A 16,573-nucleotide genomic window follows, 5' to 3' on the forward strand; every position below is an offset into this window, starting at 1 on the left:
GTCGCTAGCGGCAGAATATTGGTAAGCTTTATATCCAGGAGTTGGCAGTTTGAACCGCCAGTGTGGCGGGTTACGGGACTAACGTTCGACAGATAACGCCAGCGGCCGGTATTGCAGGGCGTAAAACATTTCCAGGTAACGTCGTGTCTCGGAGCGCTCCAGGTCGGTAACGTAGCGCCAGAATCCGTATACCCGTGACAGTGTCATCATGCGCTCGGCATAGCGTTTCCAGGTGTAGCGGGCAGCAACTCTTTCCAGAGAGCCACGCGACAATCGATCCCAGTAGCCGGGCTCATGCTGGCAGCGTTCAAGAAACACTGCTATGCGTTGCGCGGCAGCTTCGCCGTGGTTGGGGTCGATATGAAAACCGGATACACCATCCTCGATAATTTCCAATGGACCGCCGAAGCAGGTGGCAAAAGTCGGTAGTCCGCTACTCATGGCTTCCACAACTGTCAGACCAAAGGCCTCGAACAGGGCAGGCTGGACGAAGGCGCCACGCCGGTCTGCGACGACACGATACAGCTCGCCAGCCAGATCCTTGTCGAGGCGCATGCCCAGCCAGCGAATTTGTGTATCAAGACCGTGTTCGTTCATAAGGGTGTGCATGCGCTCTATCTGTTCGCGTTCCTCTGCGTCGTCGGAGTGCTGCGGGTCGATGTGACCCGAAATCACCAGCAGGTTGGCGGCATCACGCAGCGCGGGAGAGTTGGCATACCATTCGACCAGCCCGGTAATGTTTTTGATCCGGTCCATGCGCGCCATGGTGAACAATAGCGGCTTTTCCGGCTCGGCGAGGGCACCGCGGATATCGGGAGTGGTTTCCTGACCAAACACCAGCTGCTCAATTTCCTTGTGCAGATGAGTGAGGCGCTGTTCCTGTTCGGTGGCCGGGAAGTACACGTCCGGATCTGCGCCGGGCGATACGATATTGAACTTGGGGTCGAAAGCATCGATGCCATGTACCACCCGGTACAGACCCGGCAGGCTGAATGCGGAATAGCTTTCGTACTGGCCGACACTTTCGTCGGTGCCGGCGATCTCCTGGTAGGTGCTGGTAATGATGAAGTCGGCAGTGTTCATGGCGATCAGATCGGCGGTGAACTGGGTGGCGAAATGATACTGCGGATCGTTCTCGCGCCAGTACAGGTCGGAGTACAGGTACTTGGTTTTTTCCAGCGCGTGGGCGATGTTGCACTGGGTGACGCCAAGCCGCTGTGCCAGCAGTGTCGCGACCAGGTTGCCGTCGGAATAGTTGCCGATCACCAGGTCCGGGCGTCCGCCCAGTTCCGCCAGCAGTTCATGCTCCACGTCCAGCGCGAAGCGTTCCAGGTAGGGCCAGACCTCAAAGCGCGAGATCCAGTGTGGCACCACTTCACCGGAAGCTTCGCGAAACGGTACGCGCAATATACGCGCGTAATCCGTACCGGCGATACTTTCAATGCGCTGATCACAGGTGGTGCCCTCGGCCTCGGGAATCAGGCGGGTGATAACGACAATCGAGGGTTTGATATCCAGCCCCTGCTCGCTGAGGCGTTGCATCATTTCTTTTTCCAGCGCACGTACCTGGTCGAGAATGTAGACGATCTGTCCGCCGGTATCGGGACGCCCCAGCACGTTGGACTGACCAAACCAGCCGTGCGGTGACAGAACAGCCAGTGAAAAAATCATCGGTATACGACTCAGAAAGGCTTCCAGCACGTCGGGTGAAGGCGCGTCGAGGATGTCCAGCAACAGTTGCATGGTATCGCGTACATTCGCCGCATGACTGCCCCAGCCGGGTTCAAAGCCCAGTCTCGTTAATTCACGCGCCAGTTCACGCCAGGGTTGCCCGGCATCAACAGCGGACAACAGACGGTCGGCGTCACGCAAGGCTCGCCGCAGATCCGGAACACTGGTAATCAGTCCATTGAGCATCAACGGCTGGCCCCGGTAGGCATGCATACTGAGAAAATCCAGCAGCCGCTGCTGGCCCTTGCCCTGTTCTTCAAACAGGCGGCTGGACAGGCGGCGGTTGAGAAATTCAACGCCGCGACCAATAGAGCGTGATTCCTGGGGTTTTAAAAATTCGCGTGAAAAGGGTTCCAGGTCAACTTCCAGCATCCACTCCGGCGCCTTGCTCCCGTCCACCAGCCTTTCCTTGAAACGCAGGTACTGGCTGACCACAATCTCTTCCGCTTCGATGGTTTCCAGGTGGATCCGCAGGTAGAGCCAACGGCCGATGCGCGGCCGCAGGGCCAGGTAAAACCACTGTGCATCGAGGGCCGCTTCCTGGCTCATTTGAAGAATATTGCCCAGCGGCGTGTTCTGCAATGCCTTGCCGCCGTCAACTTCACAGAGTGCCTGAAAGCCATCCAGCAGGTCGGTGCGCAACAGAAAGGGCCGACCGATGGCAACAAAATAATGCAGTACGCGGTGCGCATGATTGCGCTCCTCGTCAAGGTAGGTGACAAGTGCGTCAAACAGTTTGAACGGATTGGCCTGGTTCACATCAAATTCCAGTTTTGTCTGAATACAGTATAGAAGTCCCGGTGTTCGGGTGTGGCGCCGCGAATACCAACAATAGCACTGGCAAAGGTCTGCGCACGCTCAAGTGTCTCTTCCAGATCCCAGTCGTTTAACAGCCCCAGTATAATCACGGCGGCGAATGCATCACCGGCACCGACAGTGTCTTTCAGTTTGTCGGTCCCTGCAGGCTTGACCTGAAGGGTACGGCCTGTACTGTCGTGCGCCAGTGCGCCCTCCGCGCCCCGGGTTGTGATCAGCAACTCCAGCCGATGGGCGTGCTGTAATGCTGCAGCGCGTTGCTCCAGGGTGCTACCTGCAGGTGTTAAAGTTTCCAGTTCTTCATCATTGAGCTTGACCCAGCGAGCGGTGTCAAGACGACTTTCGAGCTCTTCACGGCTCCACCACGGTGGGCGCAGGTTGACATCGACGAATACGGGTACGTCCAGGCTCGCATGCAAGTGATCCAGCGCCTGGCGTGATACCGGGCTGCGCAATGCGAGGCTGCCGTGGTATAGCAGTGCGGCATCCCGTATCGGTGGCAGGCCATCGGCAGTGATGAAATCCCAGGCGCGCTGTTCAACGATCTCATAGAGGGGCTCATCATTTTCTATGCTGACTTCCACTGTCCCGGTCGGGTGCGCAGAGTCGAGCTGCAAACCGGCTGTATCCATGTGCCAGTTCTGCATGGCACCACGAATACGTCGACCCAGCGCATCGTTGCCGACACGGGAGATCAACAAAGGCCGGACGCCAAAGGCATTCAGGTGCCAGGCCACATTGAACGGCGCACCGCCGAGGACTATCTCTCCATCAGGAAAATGGTCGAACAGGACTTCGCCAAACAGTACCGGTCGTCCTGTCAGAGGTGTGTTCATGCGCGCAGACCGTCGCCAGCCCGTTCGACGAAACCGGGATAAAAGTGCGCCATGCCTTCCAGTATACCGGCACTGTAGTTACCGTTCATACCAAGAAATCCTCCTTCGGCAATGTACAGGGCATCCGCGTGGCCCGCTGTCGCGGCCTGTGCCTGGGCAGCCTCCCTGACTTCGGCACTGGCATTGGCAACCAGTACCGAAGGAATAGCGCTCGACAGAACCGGAAGGTCGTTGCCGCTATCACCGGCAAACAGGGTTTCCGTGACATTGAAGCCGGTTTGTGTGGCAAGAAACTCAATGGCGTGTAACTTGGTGGCACAGGCCGGCAGTACGTCGAGAAGACCGATGGCGGCCGGCTCATCAATGCTCCAGGTAAGGCTGGCGCGTACCCCCTGCTCCGCCAGGCGAATCTGCATGACGGCCAGCAAGGCCTCTCGGTCTGCATCCAGCGGGACATAAAAGCTGAGCTTGTGGGTATTCTGTTTACTGGTTTCCTGCAAGCGCAACTCTGGCAAATCGCGGAATAGATCACGTAGTCGTTGCCAGCTTATACCACTCCAGTCGTTGTCGATTTCGTTTTCCCATCGGGGCCAGGGTTGCCAGTCGTCCTGTGTTATATGATAGATGCGCGTACCGACATCTGTAATGGCATAGTCAGGCTGCGGTAATCTGTAGTTGTAGATGGCGTCTTCGACAAGCGCACGATGACGACCTGTCACATAGGCCAGCGTAATTTCCGGCAACTGTGCCAGCGCTGAAAAATGTTTTCTGGCGGCAGCGGACTCAGGCTGTTCCCCATTGGGCAGCAGGGTACGATCGAGGTCGGTGCACAACAGCAGGTGCTTGCTCATTGACCGGCCACCGTTGTATCACGCGGCAGCGTGCAGCTGTCGAAGAAGTCGTAGTGGTCGAGGGCTTCAAGTATGCCGGCAGCATGTGCCTGATCGGAAAAATAAATCCGTTCAACCTCGGTCAGCTGTGACAGCTCTTCATGGTGGCGGTTACCGACCACAACGGCCAGTGTGTTACCGCGCATCATGTCCTCGTCTGCACCGGAGCCGCCGGCAACCAGCGTTCTTTCCAGCGCGATACCCCAGTGGTCAGTGACATAACGCAAGGCAAAACCTTTGGAGGCGCGTACCGGTACGATGTCCAGAAACTGCCCGAATGACTGGATGACATTGGCCGTGACACCTTGCTGGTGCAGCATACTGTGTAACTCATCGATGCCGGGTGCTTCAGCAGGATCAATATAATAGCTGATCTTGAAGCGGCTTTGTTCGGACCGGGGCTGCAGCTTCAGGCCGGGTTGATTGGCCAGCAGGCGACGAACGACCTGAGGCGTCCACTGGTAATCGATATGCTGCGGCCAGGCGATATCAGCCGTCAGTTTGGGCGCGTAGTAAATTTCGGTGCCGCCACTGGTAATCAGTACGTCAGGTTGGGGAATACCATATTTCTTCATCACTTTGAGCGCCGAGTCCAGCCGCCTTCCTGTGGCAATGCCGAAAGCGGCGCACTTGCGGTTTTCACGCAGCACCCTGATGAGCGCCTTGAGCGCTTCCGGGTCCCCGAGCAGATTCTGATCCAGGTCAGTGAAGATGGCGCGGTCATGGTAGACGTTGGCACGTCGCAAGGTTGGCCGCAAGGCAGGCTGTTCGGTTTTCTGGATCATGGGTTTGACCATGTCGACATAACGTTGCGCATGGGCTGGCCAGGAGTAATGTTCGCGTACACCGGCAATCCCGTTGTCGGCCATACGCTGCCATTGCTGGTCATCGGACAGAATGTTTATCAGTGCGTCGCTCATGGCCTGACTGTCCAGCGGATCGACCAGCTGGCCGTTGTGGCAATTGGCGAGGATGTCGATGGGCCCACCATCTTCCGTTGCAACGACCGGCAGGCCGCTGGCGGCAGCCTCGATCAAGGTCAGGCCAAAGGGTTCGGTCAGCGCCGGGTTAATGAACACGCCGTGTGAAGCCGCGGCAAGCTGGTATAGCAGCGGAACGTCCTGCCAGCTGTGATGCTTGGGAATGGCGACGCGTCCGTACAGATCGTAATGGTCGATCATCAACAGCAACGACTTGAGCACCTCCTGGGCACCCTCATCCATTTCCTCGATGTCATCGCGGTTGCCGGCTATCACGACCAGGTTGGCCATGCTTTGTAGCTGTTGCGATTCGCCATAGGCCGTCAGCAGGGTTTCAATATTCTTGCGAGGATCAGGCCGTGACAACGCCAGAATGATGGCCTTGTGCGGTTCCCTGAGAAAACGGTTTACCTCAGAGGCAATCGTTGTTCCGGATTCATCGCCCTGCGGAGGTTTAAAGCGCGCCAGGTTGGTGCCGGGCGGAATGACGCGCATACGTTCCGGCTGGTAGTGGTCGTAAATTTCGTATTGTTCCTCGATCTCCTGGTGGGTGCTGGTGATGACGCGCTCTGCGACAGCCAGTGTATCTTCCTCGGCCTCGATGCGGCGTGCCATGTTATAGCGAAGCTCAATATCGCTGGCGGACAGACCACGTGCCAGCAGGCGGCGGCGCTTGACGCGTCCCAGTGAGTGCCCGGTATGTACCAGCGGCACACCGAGCAGGCCCGCCAGACGTGAACCGACGTAGCCGCCATCGGCGTAATGACTGTGGATGAGGTCGGGTACAGAACCACGGGCGCGGAGAAATTCCAGTACGTTGTCGGCGAACTCATCGAGGTGATCCCACAGCGCCTCCTTGGCGATATAGCCCGCCGGCCCGGCCTCGAAACGAACAATACGTGCACCCTCGCCGAGGGGTTCGACAGCACTCGCGTAGTCAGTCGAGAGGTCAGGATCATCGACCCGCCGCGTGAGCAGATCGACGCTGGCTACCGCGGGATGCTGCGCCAGTGCGCGTGCCAGTTCCACCACATACAGCGTCTGACCCCCGGTGTCCGCATTGCGGCCGAGTTCGAGGTCATGTCCGCGTATTAATCCATGTACGCTGACAAGCACCAGATTCAGGGGGTGTCGGGTTTGCCGCATCGTCTTCCTGCTTTGGGCTACCTGTTTGAGGTTTCAAGTCAGTCAGAATAACCAATGGTGCCGGATGGTGCCAGCGGGATTGCAGGGTCAGAATTTTCCTTGCTCGTAATCTTCAAAGGCCTGTTGAACTTCGGAGCGCGTATTCATCACGAAAGGGCCGCCACGCGCCACCGGTTCCCCGAGAGGTTTACCGGCAACTAACAGGAAACGGGCTTCACTTTTACCGGTGTTCAGTTTAATGGCATCGCCCTCGCCGAGTACGCACAGATCATCACGTACAAGCTGTGTTGCCTGACCATTTTCATCCGCCACATTTGTCTGTCCTTCAATCATATAGATAAATGCATTGTGTGATGACGGTAATGACTCGACAAATTGTTGGCCTGCCGGAACCCGGATATCCAGGTAAAGTGCCTCGGTTAACGGCTGAATGACGGCTCCCGTTGTGCCCTGCGATGTCATACCTGCTATCACCCGAAGTTCGACACCACCCTGGCGTGTTTCCTGTGGTATCTCGTTGGCAGGGTGTTCCTGGTAGCGAGGCGGGTCCATTTTGTGCCCGGCAGGCAGGTTGATCCAAAGCTGGAACCCTTCCAGCATACCGTTTTCCTGTTCCGGCATTTCCGAATGCACGATGCCTTTTCCCGCTGTCATCCACTGGATACCACCTGACTCGATGACACCTTCGTGGCCAGCGTTATCCTTGTGACGCATACGCCCGGCAAGCAGGTAAGTGACGGTTTCGAAGCCACGGTGCGGATGCGGTGGAAAACCTGCTATGTAATCTTCCGGTTTGTCGGAGCGGAAGGCGTCAAGTAGCAGGAAAGGATCAAGCATGGGTAATGCCGCCTGGCCAATGACGCGTGTCAGTTCAACGCCGGCGCCATCGGTTGCAGGCATACCTTTAATGACGCGAGAGAGCTTTCTCGCTTGAAGGTTCTGTTCATGTATTGGTGTATTCATGGCATCAGCTCCGTTATTCAGGCTACACCAGGTACTGTTTCACCGGGCAACCATTGATCCAGCATGGTGAGTGCAGCCGCTCTGGCGGCAGTTTTGTTACGGTTGGTCTGTTCAGCAAAAACCGGACGGACATCCTGAATACCGATAAAACCGAAAATATGACGCAAGTAGTCACTTGCAAAATCAACCGGACTCCCGAACGGTACACCGCCCGATGCCATGACCAGGTATACCGGGCGATCTTTCAGCATGCCTTTTGGTCCGTTCTCCGTGTACTGAAAGGTCAGTCGCGCACGACAGATCATATCGATCCAGGCCTTGAGTGACGCGGGTATGGAAAAGTTATATACGGGCGCGGTTACAATAATCACATCTGCTGCACTGAGTTCGTGTACCAGTGAGCCGGAGCTGCTCAGTACCTCGTGTTGTGACGGATCGCGCCTGTCGTGATCCGTCAGGTTGGCAGCTACCCAGTGCTTATCAATAAACCCGATGCCATCGGAAAGGTCACGAACCTGTACTTCGACTTCAGGGTGTGCCTGTTCCAGGCGCCGGACGATTTCACTACCGAGTCGCCGGGTGATGGAGTCACCGCGCTGTGCACTACTGTCGATCCGTAAGACCTTCATGATGCTGCCCCACGTTTGGCATCAATTGACCAGATATGTATATCCCCGGCTACCAGGAACAGGAAGCCACCGGCCATAGCCAGGTTTTTCATGAACAGGATGGATTGCATTTGATCAGCAAAACTGGCGTGGAAAACCAGTGCACTGATGATGCTGAAGCCTGCCAGCAGGAATGCTGCAATGCGTGTCTGCCAGCCCAGTAATATGGCCAGGCCACCGCCGACCTCCAGCAGAATGACCAACGGCAGCAGTACGCCCGGGACGCCCATGCTTTCCATGTAGCCCTGGGTGCCGGCATAGCCGGCGCCTAGCTTGTTGAGTCCGGCCATGATAAAAATGGCCGACATCAGTACCCGGCCGGTGAGTTGGGTGCTGGCTTTCATTATTTGTGTATTCATGTTTCTGCCCTCGTTAATGGTGTGAAAAGAGCTTAGTTGTTCTACCGTAAGTGATAAATATGGAATTAAAGAACTTACTGTTCTATATTAAGCAACAGTATGGACAAGTTTGCCGATCTGGAAGCATTTACTGCGGTGGTGGAATCCGGGACATTCAGTGCCGCCGGTGACCGGCTGGGCATTGCAAAGTCAGTGGTGAGCCGGCGCATCAGCTTGCTGGAAAGTCGCCTGGGCAGTCGCCTGATGAATCGCACCACGCGGCGCCTTGCACTGACTGACGCAGGCAAGCACTTTTATCAGCGCGCAGTTCAGATACTCGCGGACCTCGATGACGCGGAACAGAGCGTTACGCAGGAGACGGCTGAATTGCGTGGTTCGATCAGACTGGCTGCACCCCTGTCGTTCGGTCTTTTGCACCTGTCGAATGCCATTGCGGATTTTCTCGCTGAGCATCCTGCGATTGAATTAAACCTGGATCTGAATGATCGCAACATCAACCTGGTCGAGGACGGTTTTGACATGGCCGTCAGAATTGGCGAACTGAAGGATTCCACGCTGGTAGCGCGTCGTCTTGGTGCTGTGCGGCACGTCAACTGTGCCAGCCCGGGGTACTTGCAACAGCATGGAGAACCCATGCACCCGGATGAATTACGTCAACATATAGGACTGCAATACAGTAATGTGACATACAAGCAGCAGTGGTGTTATGCGACACCGGAAGGTAAAGCGGTTTACGGCCAGCCGCAGATACGTATCCGGAGTAATAACGGTGATGCACTTGCGGCAGCAGCAGCTGCCGGCCTGGGCATTGTGGGCGGCCCTACGTTTATTCTTGGCAGGTACATAAAGGAAAACAGCCTGAAAGTCCTGTTAAAGGACTACCAGCGTCCGGTAAGTGGAATCCATGCGGTATATCCGCCAGGACGGTTGATACCTAAACGAATCCAGGTATTGTCAGATTTTCTGGCCAGTCGTTTTGGTGATCAGCCTTACTGGGATGAAGGCCTGTGATGATAATGCCGGCGTGAACTAGTCCGCCCGGCTGGCCGACTGAATACGTGTATACGGCAAGCGTGCAACATTCATCAGTGCTTCGCGTGGTTTGCCGATGTAGTTACCCTGTGCGTAGTCCACGCCATAGGTACGCAGTAATTCAAGCGTTGTTGAATCCTCGACGTATTCCGCGATGGTCTGCTTGCCTAGTGCGTGTGCAACCTGGTTCATGGATTGCACCATGGCCTGGTCGATATGACTGTTGGCCATACCCTGCACGAAAGCCCCGTCTATTTTGAGTTTGTCGACAGGCAGGTGCTTGAGATAGGCGAATGATGAGAAGCCGGCACCAAAATCGTCCAGTGCAAACTGGCAGCCCATTTTTTTCAGTGCGCTGATGAACTTCTCGGCTTCAGACAGCTTGGCAATGGCAGCTGTTTCGGTAATTTCAAAACACACGCGTGAAGGGTCGATGCTGGTATTGTCGAGCAGGTCCTTGATCATGGGTAGCAGCAATGCGTCTTCAAAGGCTTTACCGGACAGGTTGATTGAGAAGCGTACAGCCTCACCCTGCTGGTGCAGGCGCGACAACTGGGTGAGCGCGCGCTTGACGATCCAGCGGTCTACGCTATGAATCAGTCCGAACCGCTCGGCAGCGGGCATAAAACCGCCGGGCAGAATGATTTCACCATCATCACAGACCATGCGCACCAGGACTTCGTAGTCCTGCACCTGGTCATCATTAAGCGCCATGATCGGCTGGTAGACCAGCTGGAACTTGTCCTCTTCGAGCATTTCGCGAACCCGCGAGGCCCAGCCCATGTCTTCCGCCATGCCGTCCTTGTTGCTGTCACTTGGGTCGTAGAGTTTGATACGGTTGCGGCCTTGTGCCTTGGCCATATTGCAGGCGATGTCAGCGTGCGACAGAACTTCTTCAGCACTTTCGACATATGCGTCGATCAGTGTGGCGCCGATACTGCAGCTGATGTTAAAGCTCTTGCCATCTTCGAGGAAATTGAAGGACTCGAACAGTTGACGGAAATGTTCAGCGGCCGAGGTTACGTCTGCGGCACGAATGTTGTAAAGCAGAAGCGTGAACTCATCACCGCCGAAGCGCGCCAGCAGATCACCTTCACGTACGTGCTTGAGCAGCATCTGGGTGATTTCGACCAGCAGTCGGTCGCCGGCGGCATGCCCAAGCGTGTCGTTGATATACTTGAACTGGTCGAGGTCAATATAGAACAGTGCGCAGCTGGTGTCAGGGCTGCGCGAAACACGTGCCACAGTGCGCTCCAGTTCCTGCTGGAAATAATGGCGATTGAACAGGCGAGTCAGGGAATCGTGTTCAGCCTGGTAGGTCAGTTGTTCATTGAAGGCTTTCTGGTCGGTGATGTCACGCGCAGTACCACTGATCTGCAGGATATTGCCATCATCATCATGGTGTGCCTTGGCATTGAAACTCAGGTGACGGCGGTTTCCGGTATTGTCGAGATGGACAGTTTCGTACTGATACAGGTCGCCACCCTTTAACAATTCTCCAAAGGCCTTTTGATCGGCTTCATCATTATCAGGTGCGCAGAATTCGGAGATTCTTCGACCGACCATCGTCTCCGGTTCAAGGCCATAGATGATCCGGGATGATGTATTCAGGTAGCTCCAGCATCCCTCTGTATCAACACTCCATACCAGGTCATGCGCTGTTTCAACCAGTGCGCGATAACGTGCCTCGGCGGCAAGCAGTTCCTGCTCTGCTGCCTTGCGTTGAGTAATATCTGCAACCAGACAGGTGAACATGCGTTGGCCGCTGATTTCCATTTCGGAGATGCGCAGCGACACGGTAATGCGTGAACCGTTGCGGTGTACGCCCGTAGCGTTGCGTTCCTCGTTATGCGGGTCGATTGACTGGCGGACCTGAAACACATCCGGCAGCAATGTCGTTAGGTGACGACCGCGTATCTCCTGTGCGAGATAACCGAACAGGCGTTCCGCTGCAGGATTGAAGGTATCGATTTGTCCGCGTTCATCCACCACAATTATACCTTCGGCTGCTGTGTCTACGATGGCACGCATGTGTGTCTCCTGGTCGCCTAGACGCTGAAAAACACGTCCAAGGGTTTGGGTCAGGTGACCGATTTCATCGGTTGATGCCGGGCGTAACTGTGCCAGTGCCTCGTGTGTGGAGGCGCCACTGCGGTTGAACAGTTCATGGAAGGGGCGTAGTGCCTGCTGCATGCTGCGAATTGACAGCAGACTAATGGTGATCGTTGTAAGCGCCAGCAGTGCAAAGGTTGTCAGGTATCCGCTTTCAAGCTGGCCGGTTGTCAGCCAGTGATATTCGACCAGCAAGGCGTAGGAAAGCAGGGGTACCAGTCCGGCCAGCAACAGTGTGCGCGATTTGAGGCTGACATGAATACGGTCGAGACTGAGTTGCGAAACCAGCTTGCCCAGCTGATGTAATCCGAACAGGTAGGCCGGAACGCCAGCCAGGGTCGCGGTAATACCCTGCAACAGCATGAAGTGTGCGAGTGCAACGATATTGCTGGCGTCAATTTTCCCGTCCAGGCGCCAGTAAACCAGCAGCGGTGCTACCAGCACGTGGGCCAGGATCAGAACCCAGAAGTCACGGCTGAAACGCTGTAATTGCCGGTGCAGATGGGAGGGCGCGTTACCGCCCTGGGGGTGCATCAGCGCCCAGTTGGTCAGGGGCGTTATCAGGCGCTGTAACTGGAACAGGGAAGCAAAAACGAGTAACAACGAGAAAGCGGGCAGTACGCCATCGGCAAGGAGCTGTTCCAGTTGCCAGGGTTGCAGGACACCGAACAGGATCGCGCTGCCAAAACCGACCACGGGAACCAGCAAGAAGCCCAGGAACAGTAATATAGAAAAGCGGGCGCTTATGCGCTCGGGTGCATCCAGCATAGTTTCCCTCGGTCAGGTGCAGCCTTGCGGCTGATGCACTTGGTTTTATACCCTAACCCGCGAAATTTCCTTATATTGCAGGATACTACAAATGCTTTTATAGAATTTGGTTGGCATAATGACATAACCATACAGTTTTGCAAGGTTTAGTTTAAATCTGATGTCAATAAGGCAAGGCCGTACAATACCCGGCATGAAACCGGATACGGATCAAACCGCTGTGAGGACAAAATGAAAAGAAGACATTTCCTGCGCCGCCTGGGTGGTGGTGCCGCTATAGCAGGTGTATCACTGGCAACAGGCTGTAAAGAAGCGCCAAAAGTTGATTGTGGGGCAGCTGAAACACCTTCCTTCACTCCGGTGAAGTGGAAGATGGTCACTACCTGGCCAAAAAACTTTCCTGGTCTGGGTACTGGTGCCAACACACTGGCGCGGTTGATCACGGAAATGAGTGGTGGTCGTATCGACGTCAAGGTCTATGGTGCCAAAGAGCTGGTACCGGCATTTGAAGTATTTGATGCGGTTTCGCAGGGAACGGCAGAGCTTGGCCATGGCTCTGCCTACTACTGGAAAGGCAAAAGTGAAGGTGCGCAGTTCTTTTCAACTGTACCCTTTGGTCTGACGGCTGACGAAATGAATGCCTGGCTGTATTTTGGTGGTGGCATGGAGCTGTGGCGTGAAACCTATAGGCCGTTTGGCCTGGTGCCACTGGCCGCCGGTAATACCGGGGTGCAGATGGCAGGCTGGTTCAACCGCGAGATCAACAGTCTTGATGACCTGAAAGGCCTGAAAATGCGCATCCCCGGGCTGGGCGGCGAGGTGTTGGCGCGCGCCGGCGGTACGCCGGTGAGTCTGCCCGGTGGTGAGTTGTTTACCTCACTGCAATCCGGCGCTATTGATGCAACTGAATGGGTTGGCCCGTATAACGACCTTGCGTTTGGTCTCTACAAGGCCGCGAAATACTACTATTACCCGGGCTGGCACGAGCCGGGTACTACGCTGGAATGTATCGTGAATCAAAAGGCCTTTGAGGCCTTGCCGGATGACCTGAAAGAGATTGTGAACAGTGCTGCACGCGTTGCAAACCAGGAAATCCTGACCGAGTACGTAGCGCGTAATAACCAGGCGTTGCAAACGCTGGTTAACGAACATCATGTCGATGTGCGCAAACTCCCGGACGAGGTATTGCTGCGTTTACGTGATTTGTCAGACGAGGTGGTTGCGGAGATTGCCGGGAAAGATGAGCTGTCACAACGGATTTATACATCGTTCCAGGCTTTTCGGAAACAAGTCATGTCCTGGAGTGCTATTTCCGAACAGGCCTACCTTAATGCAAGGGCGATGTAGGTTTACACCTCGGGTGCGATATTGCGTACCGTCCAGTAAATTTCCAGTTCCTGAATGGCGGTGAAGAATTCCTGCGTATCCACGGGCTTGCGGATGTAACTGTTGGCGCCGAGCTGGTAGCTGTTAATAACATCGCGCTGCTCGTCGGAAGTTGTCAGGATCACAATGGGCATAAGGCGCGTACGGTCCTCGCTGCGCAGGCGCTTCAGGACATCCAGTCCATTCAGCCGCGGCATGTTGAGGTCGAGCAAAGTGACAGCTGGCAAGGTGGCCGGGCCACCCTCGCTGTCTTCGCCCAGAAGGTAGTCCAGCGCTTCCTGCCCATCGCGCTTGACGACAATCTGGTTGGTTAAACGGCTTTTCTTGAACGCGCGCAGCGTCAGATCAACATCATCTGCGTTATCTTCGACCAGTAAAATGACATCGTTATTGTTTTGGCTCACGGCGCCTCCCGGCCTGACTTGTCCGCTGCTGTTGTTTTTTTAGGCGGTATAGTCTGAATTAGACGCCTTCCCGCACCTTCAATCCCAAGCGGTAATCCAGAAATACACCCGGAAGTCTAACCATTATAGACAACAGCAGGCAACCAGGTGGCCAGGGAGGGCCACAGTGCCAGCAGTGCCAGCATCAACAACTGTATAACAATGAAAGGCATAACGCCGCGGTAGATGTCAGCCGTCGAGACTTCAGCCGGGGCAACCCCGCGCAGGTAAAACAGAGCAAAGCCAAACGGTGGTGTCAGAAAAGAAGTCTGCAGATTTATGGCGATCATGATACCCAGCCACACCGGGTCGAGTCCCATCGCCAGCAGGATCGGGCCGACAATCGGCACAACCACGAAAGTAATTTCGATAAAATCGAGCACAAAGCCGAGCAGGAACATCACCACCATTACCGCCAGCATGGCACCGACCACGCCGCCAGGCAGTTGGGTGAGCCATTCCTCGATCAGGATATCGCCGCCAAAGCCCCGGAATACCAGGGAAAATACCGAGGCTCCTATCAGAATCATAAACACCATGCTGGATATTTTGAGCGTGCTGTACACCACTTCACGAACGACCGGAATGGTTAATTTCCGCCGTGTTGCCGCGAGCAGCATGGCTCCGACAGCGCCTACCGAGGCTGCTTCTGTCGGGGTCGCAAGCCCACCAAGAATGGAGCCGAGTACGGCCAGGATGAGTAATAGCGGGGGTAACAGCGCTTTCAGTGTGGTGATGAGTCGGGGAGATGGCGTGCCTGCAGGATGCGCTGGCATGGCGGCGGGTCGCCAGCGCGCCACACCCACCAGGTAGAGAAGGTACAGCGCAACCAGCAACAGGCCGGGAATCAGCGCGCCGGCAAACAGGTCGCCGACCGAGACGGTTTTCGGGGAATAGATGCCCTGGCTGATCTGAGCCTGCTGGTAGGCAGATGACAGCACGTCACCAAGCAGCACCAGCACGATGGAAGGTGGGATGATCTGGCCCAGCGTACCCGAGGCGCAGATGGCGCCTGTTGCCAGACGTGGGTCATAACCGCGCCGTAGCATGGTCGGCAGCGACAGCAATCCCATGGTGACCACGGTGGCGCCGACGATGCCGGTGCTGGCGGCCAGCAACATGCCCACCAGCATGACCGAGAACCCCAGCCCCCCACGCAGGTTGCCGAACAGACCGGACATGGATTCCAGCAGGTCTTCGGCAATCCGTGAACGCTCCAGCATTACCCCCATGAACACAAACAACGGCACCGCCATCAGCGTCGGGTTGATCATGATCCCGTATATACGGCTGGGCAGCGCCTGCAGGAACACGGGGTCGAAACTGCCCGCCCATTGACCTGCAAGGGCGAAAATGAGCGCAGTGCCGGCGAGTGTGAAGGCGACCGGGTAGCCAATTAGCAGGCACACAAATACCGTGCCGAACATCCACAGGGCAACGCTGCCTTCAGCCATGCGGTAGTTCCCCGGGTTGCAGCAGTTCGCCGAGGCGGCGCAACAGCTGGCTGATACCCTGTACGATCAGTAAAAACCCTGTCGCCGGAATGAGGGTTTTAAGCAGGTAAACAAAGGGTAGCCCACCCGCTTCCGGTGACGCTTCGCGTACTCGCCACGCCGCTTCGACGTAGTCGAGGCTTATCCATAGCAGGAAAGTACAGGTTGGCAGCAGGAATACCAAGGTGCCGAACAGGTCCGCAGCAGCCTTGCCACGTGCACTGAAATGACGGTAGAGCACATCGACACGCACATGGCCGTCGATTTTAAGCGTCCAGGCTGCACCCAGCATGAAAAGTGTGGCATGCAGGTAAAGTGCGGACTCCTGCATGGCGATTGAGCCGCTGTCGAGCAGGTAGCGGAGCACCACAACCATGAAAGTGACCAGCACCAGCGCCAGACCCAGCCAGGCCGTGGCGCGACCCAGGGTTGTACTGATCCGGTCGAGTCGGTCGGACAGGGAAAGCAGGACAGAGGCTGACATGGGCGCGGATTATACCGACTGACGCATCAGCTGAAAGATGCCGCAAAAATGGCCGGAAAACCGGCTGTGTGGGCTCTCAGCGATTACCAGCGGAACAGTATCCAGCTGGGAATCAGCAGATCCGGTTCGATTTCCGAAGGCCGGCTGTCCAGCGAGCCGTCACCATCTGTATCGATCAGGTAGTAGGCCGGCGCGCCTTTAGGTGTGACCTTGATCATGTACAGCTTACCGTTGACCCGGTATTCCTCGATGGTCTTGTCGTCGTTCTGGATAATATTGACCTCCGGCTCGATCTGCTCCTGAGCCCGTTCGCTGGGCGTGGGAGGTGGCGCGGTATTCGGCACCTGGGGCTCATCGGCTGCAAGTGCCTGGCCTGCCAGCAGCAACAGGGCCGGAAACAGAATCCTGGTAAAACTCGGCATGGTGCAGGGTCCTTCAATTGGGGTGGTGCGCTGGGCGCTGATAA

The 16,573-nt window shown here is 56.1% G+C and carries 14 protein-coding genes; 2 read left to right on the forward strand and 12 right to left on the reverse strand.

The genetic code is table 11. The features are described 5' to 3' along the window. Positions 1-78 precede the first annotated feature (78 nt). From DFR30_RS00755 to DFR30_RS00785, 7 genes are all read right to left on the reverse strand, one after another. On the reverse strand, positions 79-2,490 hold the full coding sequence (locus DFR30_RS00755) for a sucrose synthase (protein ID WP_424565393.1): 2,412 nt from the start codon (positions 2,488-2,490) through the stop codon (positions 79-81). Next, positions 2,487-3,383: a carbohydrate kinase family protein gene (locus DFR30_RS00760; RefSeq protein WP_132970860.1), complete on the reverse strand. Its 897-nt coding sequence runs from the start codon at positions 3,381-3,383 to the stop codon at positions 2,487-2,489. Before DFR30_RS00760 ends, DFR30_RS00755 begins: the two co-directional genes overlap by 4 nt. Further along, a complete protein-coding gene (locus DFR30_RS00765; protein ID WP_132970861.1) occupies positions 3,380-4,234 on the reverse strand; it encodes an HAD-IIB family hydrolase in 855 nt (284 codons plus the stop codon). The genes DFR30_RS00760 and DFR30_RS00765 overlap by 4 nt, the downstream gene beginning before the upstream one ends. Beyond that, positions 4,231-6,399, reverse strand: coding sequence for an HAD family hydrolase (locus DFR30_RS00770; protein WP_132970862.1), 2,169 nt, complete (start codon positions 6,397-6,399; stop codon positions 4,231-4,233). The genes DFR30_RS00765 and DFR30_RS00770 overlap by 4 nt, the downstream gene beginning before the upstream one ends. A gap of 87 nt (positions 6,400-6,486) precedes the next feature. After that, positions 6,487-7,362 carry a pirin family protein gene (locus DFR30_RS00775; RefSeq protein ID WP_132970863.1) on the reverse strand — a complete coding sequence of 292 codons (876 nt, stop codon included), beginning with the start codon at positions 7,360-7,362 and terminating at the stop codon, positions 6,487-6,489. Positions 7,363-7,379: 17 nt separating this feature from the next. Further along, positions 7,380-7,991, reverse strand: coding sequence for an FMN-dependent NADH-azoreductase (locus tag DFR30_RS00780; protein WP_132970864.1), 612 nt, complete (start codon positions 7,989-7,991; stop codon positions 7,380-7,382). After that, a complete protein-coding gene (locus DFR30_RS00785; protein ID WP_207891771.1) occupies positions 7,988-8,389 on the reverse strand; it encodes a DoxX family protein in 402 nt (133 codons plus the stop codon). Before DFR30_RS00785 ends, DFR30_RS00780 begins: the two co-directional genes overlap by 4 nt. Positions 8,390-8,488: 99 nt before the next feature. Here DFR30_RS00785 and DFR30_RS00790 point away from each other — a divergent pair, with 99 nt between their 5' ends. Beyond that, complete coding sequence (locus tag DFR30_RS00790; protein WP_132970865.1) at positions 8,489-9,400, forward strand: LysR family transcriptional regulator; 912 nt, start codon at positions 8,489-8,491, stop codon at positions 9,398-9,400. Between the two features lie 18 nt (positions 9,401-9,418). Here DFR30_RS00790 and DFR30_RS00795 read toward each other — a convergent pair whose 3' ends face one another. Continuing rightward, positions 9,419-12,301, reverse strand: coding sequence for a putative bifunctional diguanylate cyclase/phosphodiesterase (locus tag DFR30_RS00795; protein WP_132970866.1), 2,883 nt, complete (start codon positions 12,299-12,301; stop codon positions 9,419-9,421). Positions 12,302-12,532: 231 nt separating this feature from the next. On the opposite strand from DFR30_RS00795, the gene DFR30_RS00800 reads away from it, so the two are divergent. Then, positions 12,533-13,648, forward strand: a complete 1,116-nt coding sequence (locus tag DFR30_RS00800; RefSeq protein ID WP_132970867.1) for a TRAP transporter substrate-binding protein — start codon at positions 12,533-12,535, stop codon at positions 13,646-13,648. A gap of 2 nt (positions 13,649-13,650) precedes the next feature. On the opposite strand, the gene DFR30_RS00805 is transcribed toward DFR30_RS00800, so the two are convergent. The 4 genes from DFR30_RS00805 to DFR30_RS00820 form a co-directional block, all read right to left on the reverse strand. Further along, a complete protein-coding gene (locus tag DFR30_RS00805) occupies positions 13,651-14,091 on the reverse strand; it encodes a response regulator (RefSeq protein ID WP_132970868.1) in 441 nt (146 codons plus the stop codon). Positions 14,092-14,207: 116 nt separating this feature from the next. Then, a complete protein-coding gene (locus DFR30_RS00810; protein ID WP_132970869.1) occupies positions 14,208-15,584 on the reverse strand; it encodes a TRAP transporter large permease in 1,377 nt (458 codons plus the stop codon). Further along, entirely contained in the window at positions 15,577-16,107 is a 531-nt protein-coding gene (locus DFR30_RS00815; RefSeq protein WP_132970870.1) for a TRAP transporter small permease subunit, read from the reverse strand. The genes DFR30_RS00810 and DFR30_RS00815 overlap by 8 nt, the downstream gene beginning before the upstream one ends. 83 nt (positions 16,108-16,190) lie before the next feature. Next, on the reverse strand, positions 16,191-16,529 hold the full coding sequence (locus DFR30_RS00820) for a DUF2782 domain-containing protein (protein WP_132970871.1): 339 nt from the start codon (positions 16,527-16,529) through the stop codon (positions 16,191-16,193). Positions 16,530-16,573 lie beyond the last annotated feature (44 nt).

This window comes from Thiogranum longum, assembly GCF_004339085.1.
Classification (GTDB): Bacteria; Pseudomonadota; Gammaproteobacteria; order DSM-19610; family DSM-19610; genus Thiogranum; species Thiogranum longum.

Bases quoted from the DNA above. Each gene is read 5' to 3' on its own strand.
- DFR30_RS00815 (WP_132970870.1), bottom strand. From the start codon at position 16,107: ATGTCAGCCTCTGTCCTGCTTTCCCTGTCCGACCGACTCGACCGGATC.
- DFR30_RS00810 (WP_132970869.1), bottom strand. From the start codon at position 15,584: ATGGCTGAAGGCAGCGTTGCCCTGTGGATGTTCGGCACGGTATTTGTG.
- DFR30_RS00780 (WP_132970864.1), bottom strand. From the start codon at position 7,991: ATGAAGGTCTTACGGATCGACAGTAGTGCACAGCGCGGTGACTCCATC.
- DFR30_RS00770 (WP_132970862.1), bottom strand. From the start codon at position 6,399: ATGCGGCAAACCCGACACCCCCTGAATCTGGTGCTTGTCAGCGTACAT.
- DFR30_RS00760 (WP_132970860.1), bottom strand. From the start codon at position 3,383: ATGAACACACCTCTGACAGGACGACCGGTACTGTTTGGCGAAGTCCTG.
- DFR30_RS00790 (WP_132970865.1), top strand. From the start codon at position 8,489: ATGGACAAGTTTGCCGATCTGGAAGCATTTACTGCGGTGGTGGAATCC.
- DFR30_RS00795 (WP_132970866.1), bottom strand. From the start codon at position 12,301: ATGCTGGATGCACCCGAGCGCATAAGCGCCCGCTTTTCTATATTACTG.
- DFR30_RS00820 (WP_132970871.1), bottom strand. From the start codon at position 16,529: ATGCCGAGTTTTACCAGGATTCTGTTTCCGGCCCTGTTGCTGCTGGCA.
- DFR30_RS00800 (WP_132970867.1), top strand. From the start codon at position 12,533: ATGAAAAGAAGACATTTCCTGCGCCGCCTGGGTGGTGGTGCCGCTATA.
- DFR30_RS00775 (WP_132970863.1), bottom strand. From the start codon at position 7,362: ATGAATACACCAATACATGAACAGAACCTTCAAGCGAGAAAGCTCTCT.
- DFR30_RS00785 (WP_207891771.1), bottom strand. From the start codon at position 8,389: ATGAATACACAAATAATGAAAGCCAGCACCCAACTCACCGGCCGGGTA.
- DFR30_RS00765 (WP_132970861.1), bottom strand. From the start codon at position 4,234: ATGAGCAAGCACCTGCTGTTGTGCACCGACCTCGATCGTACCCTGCTG.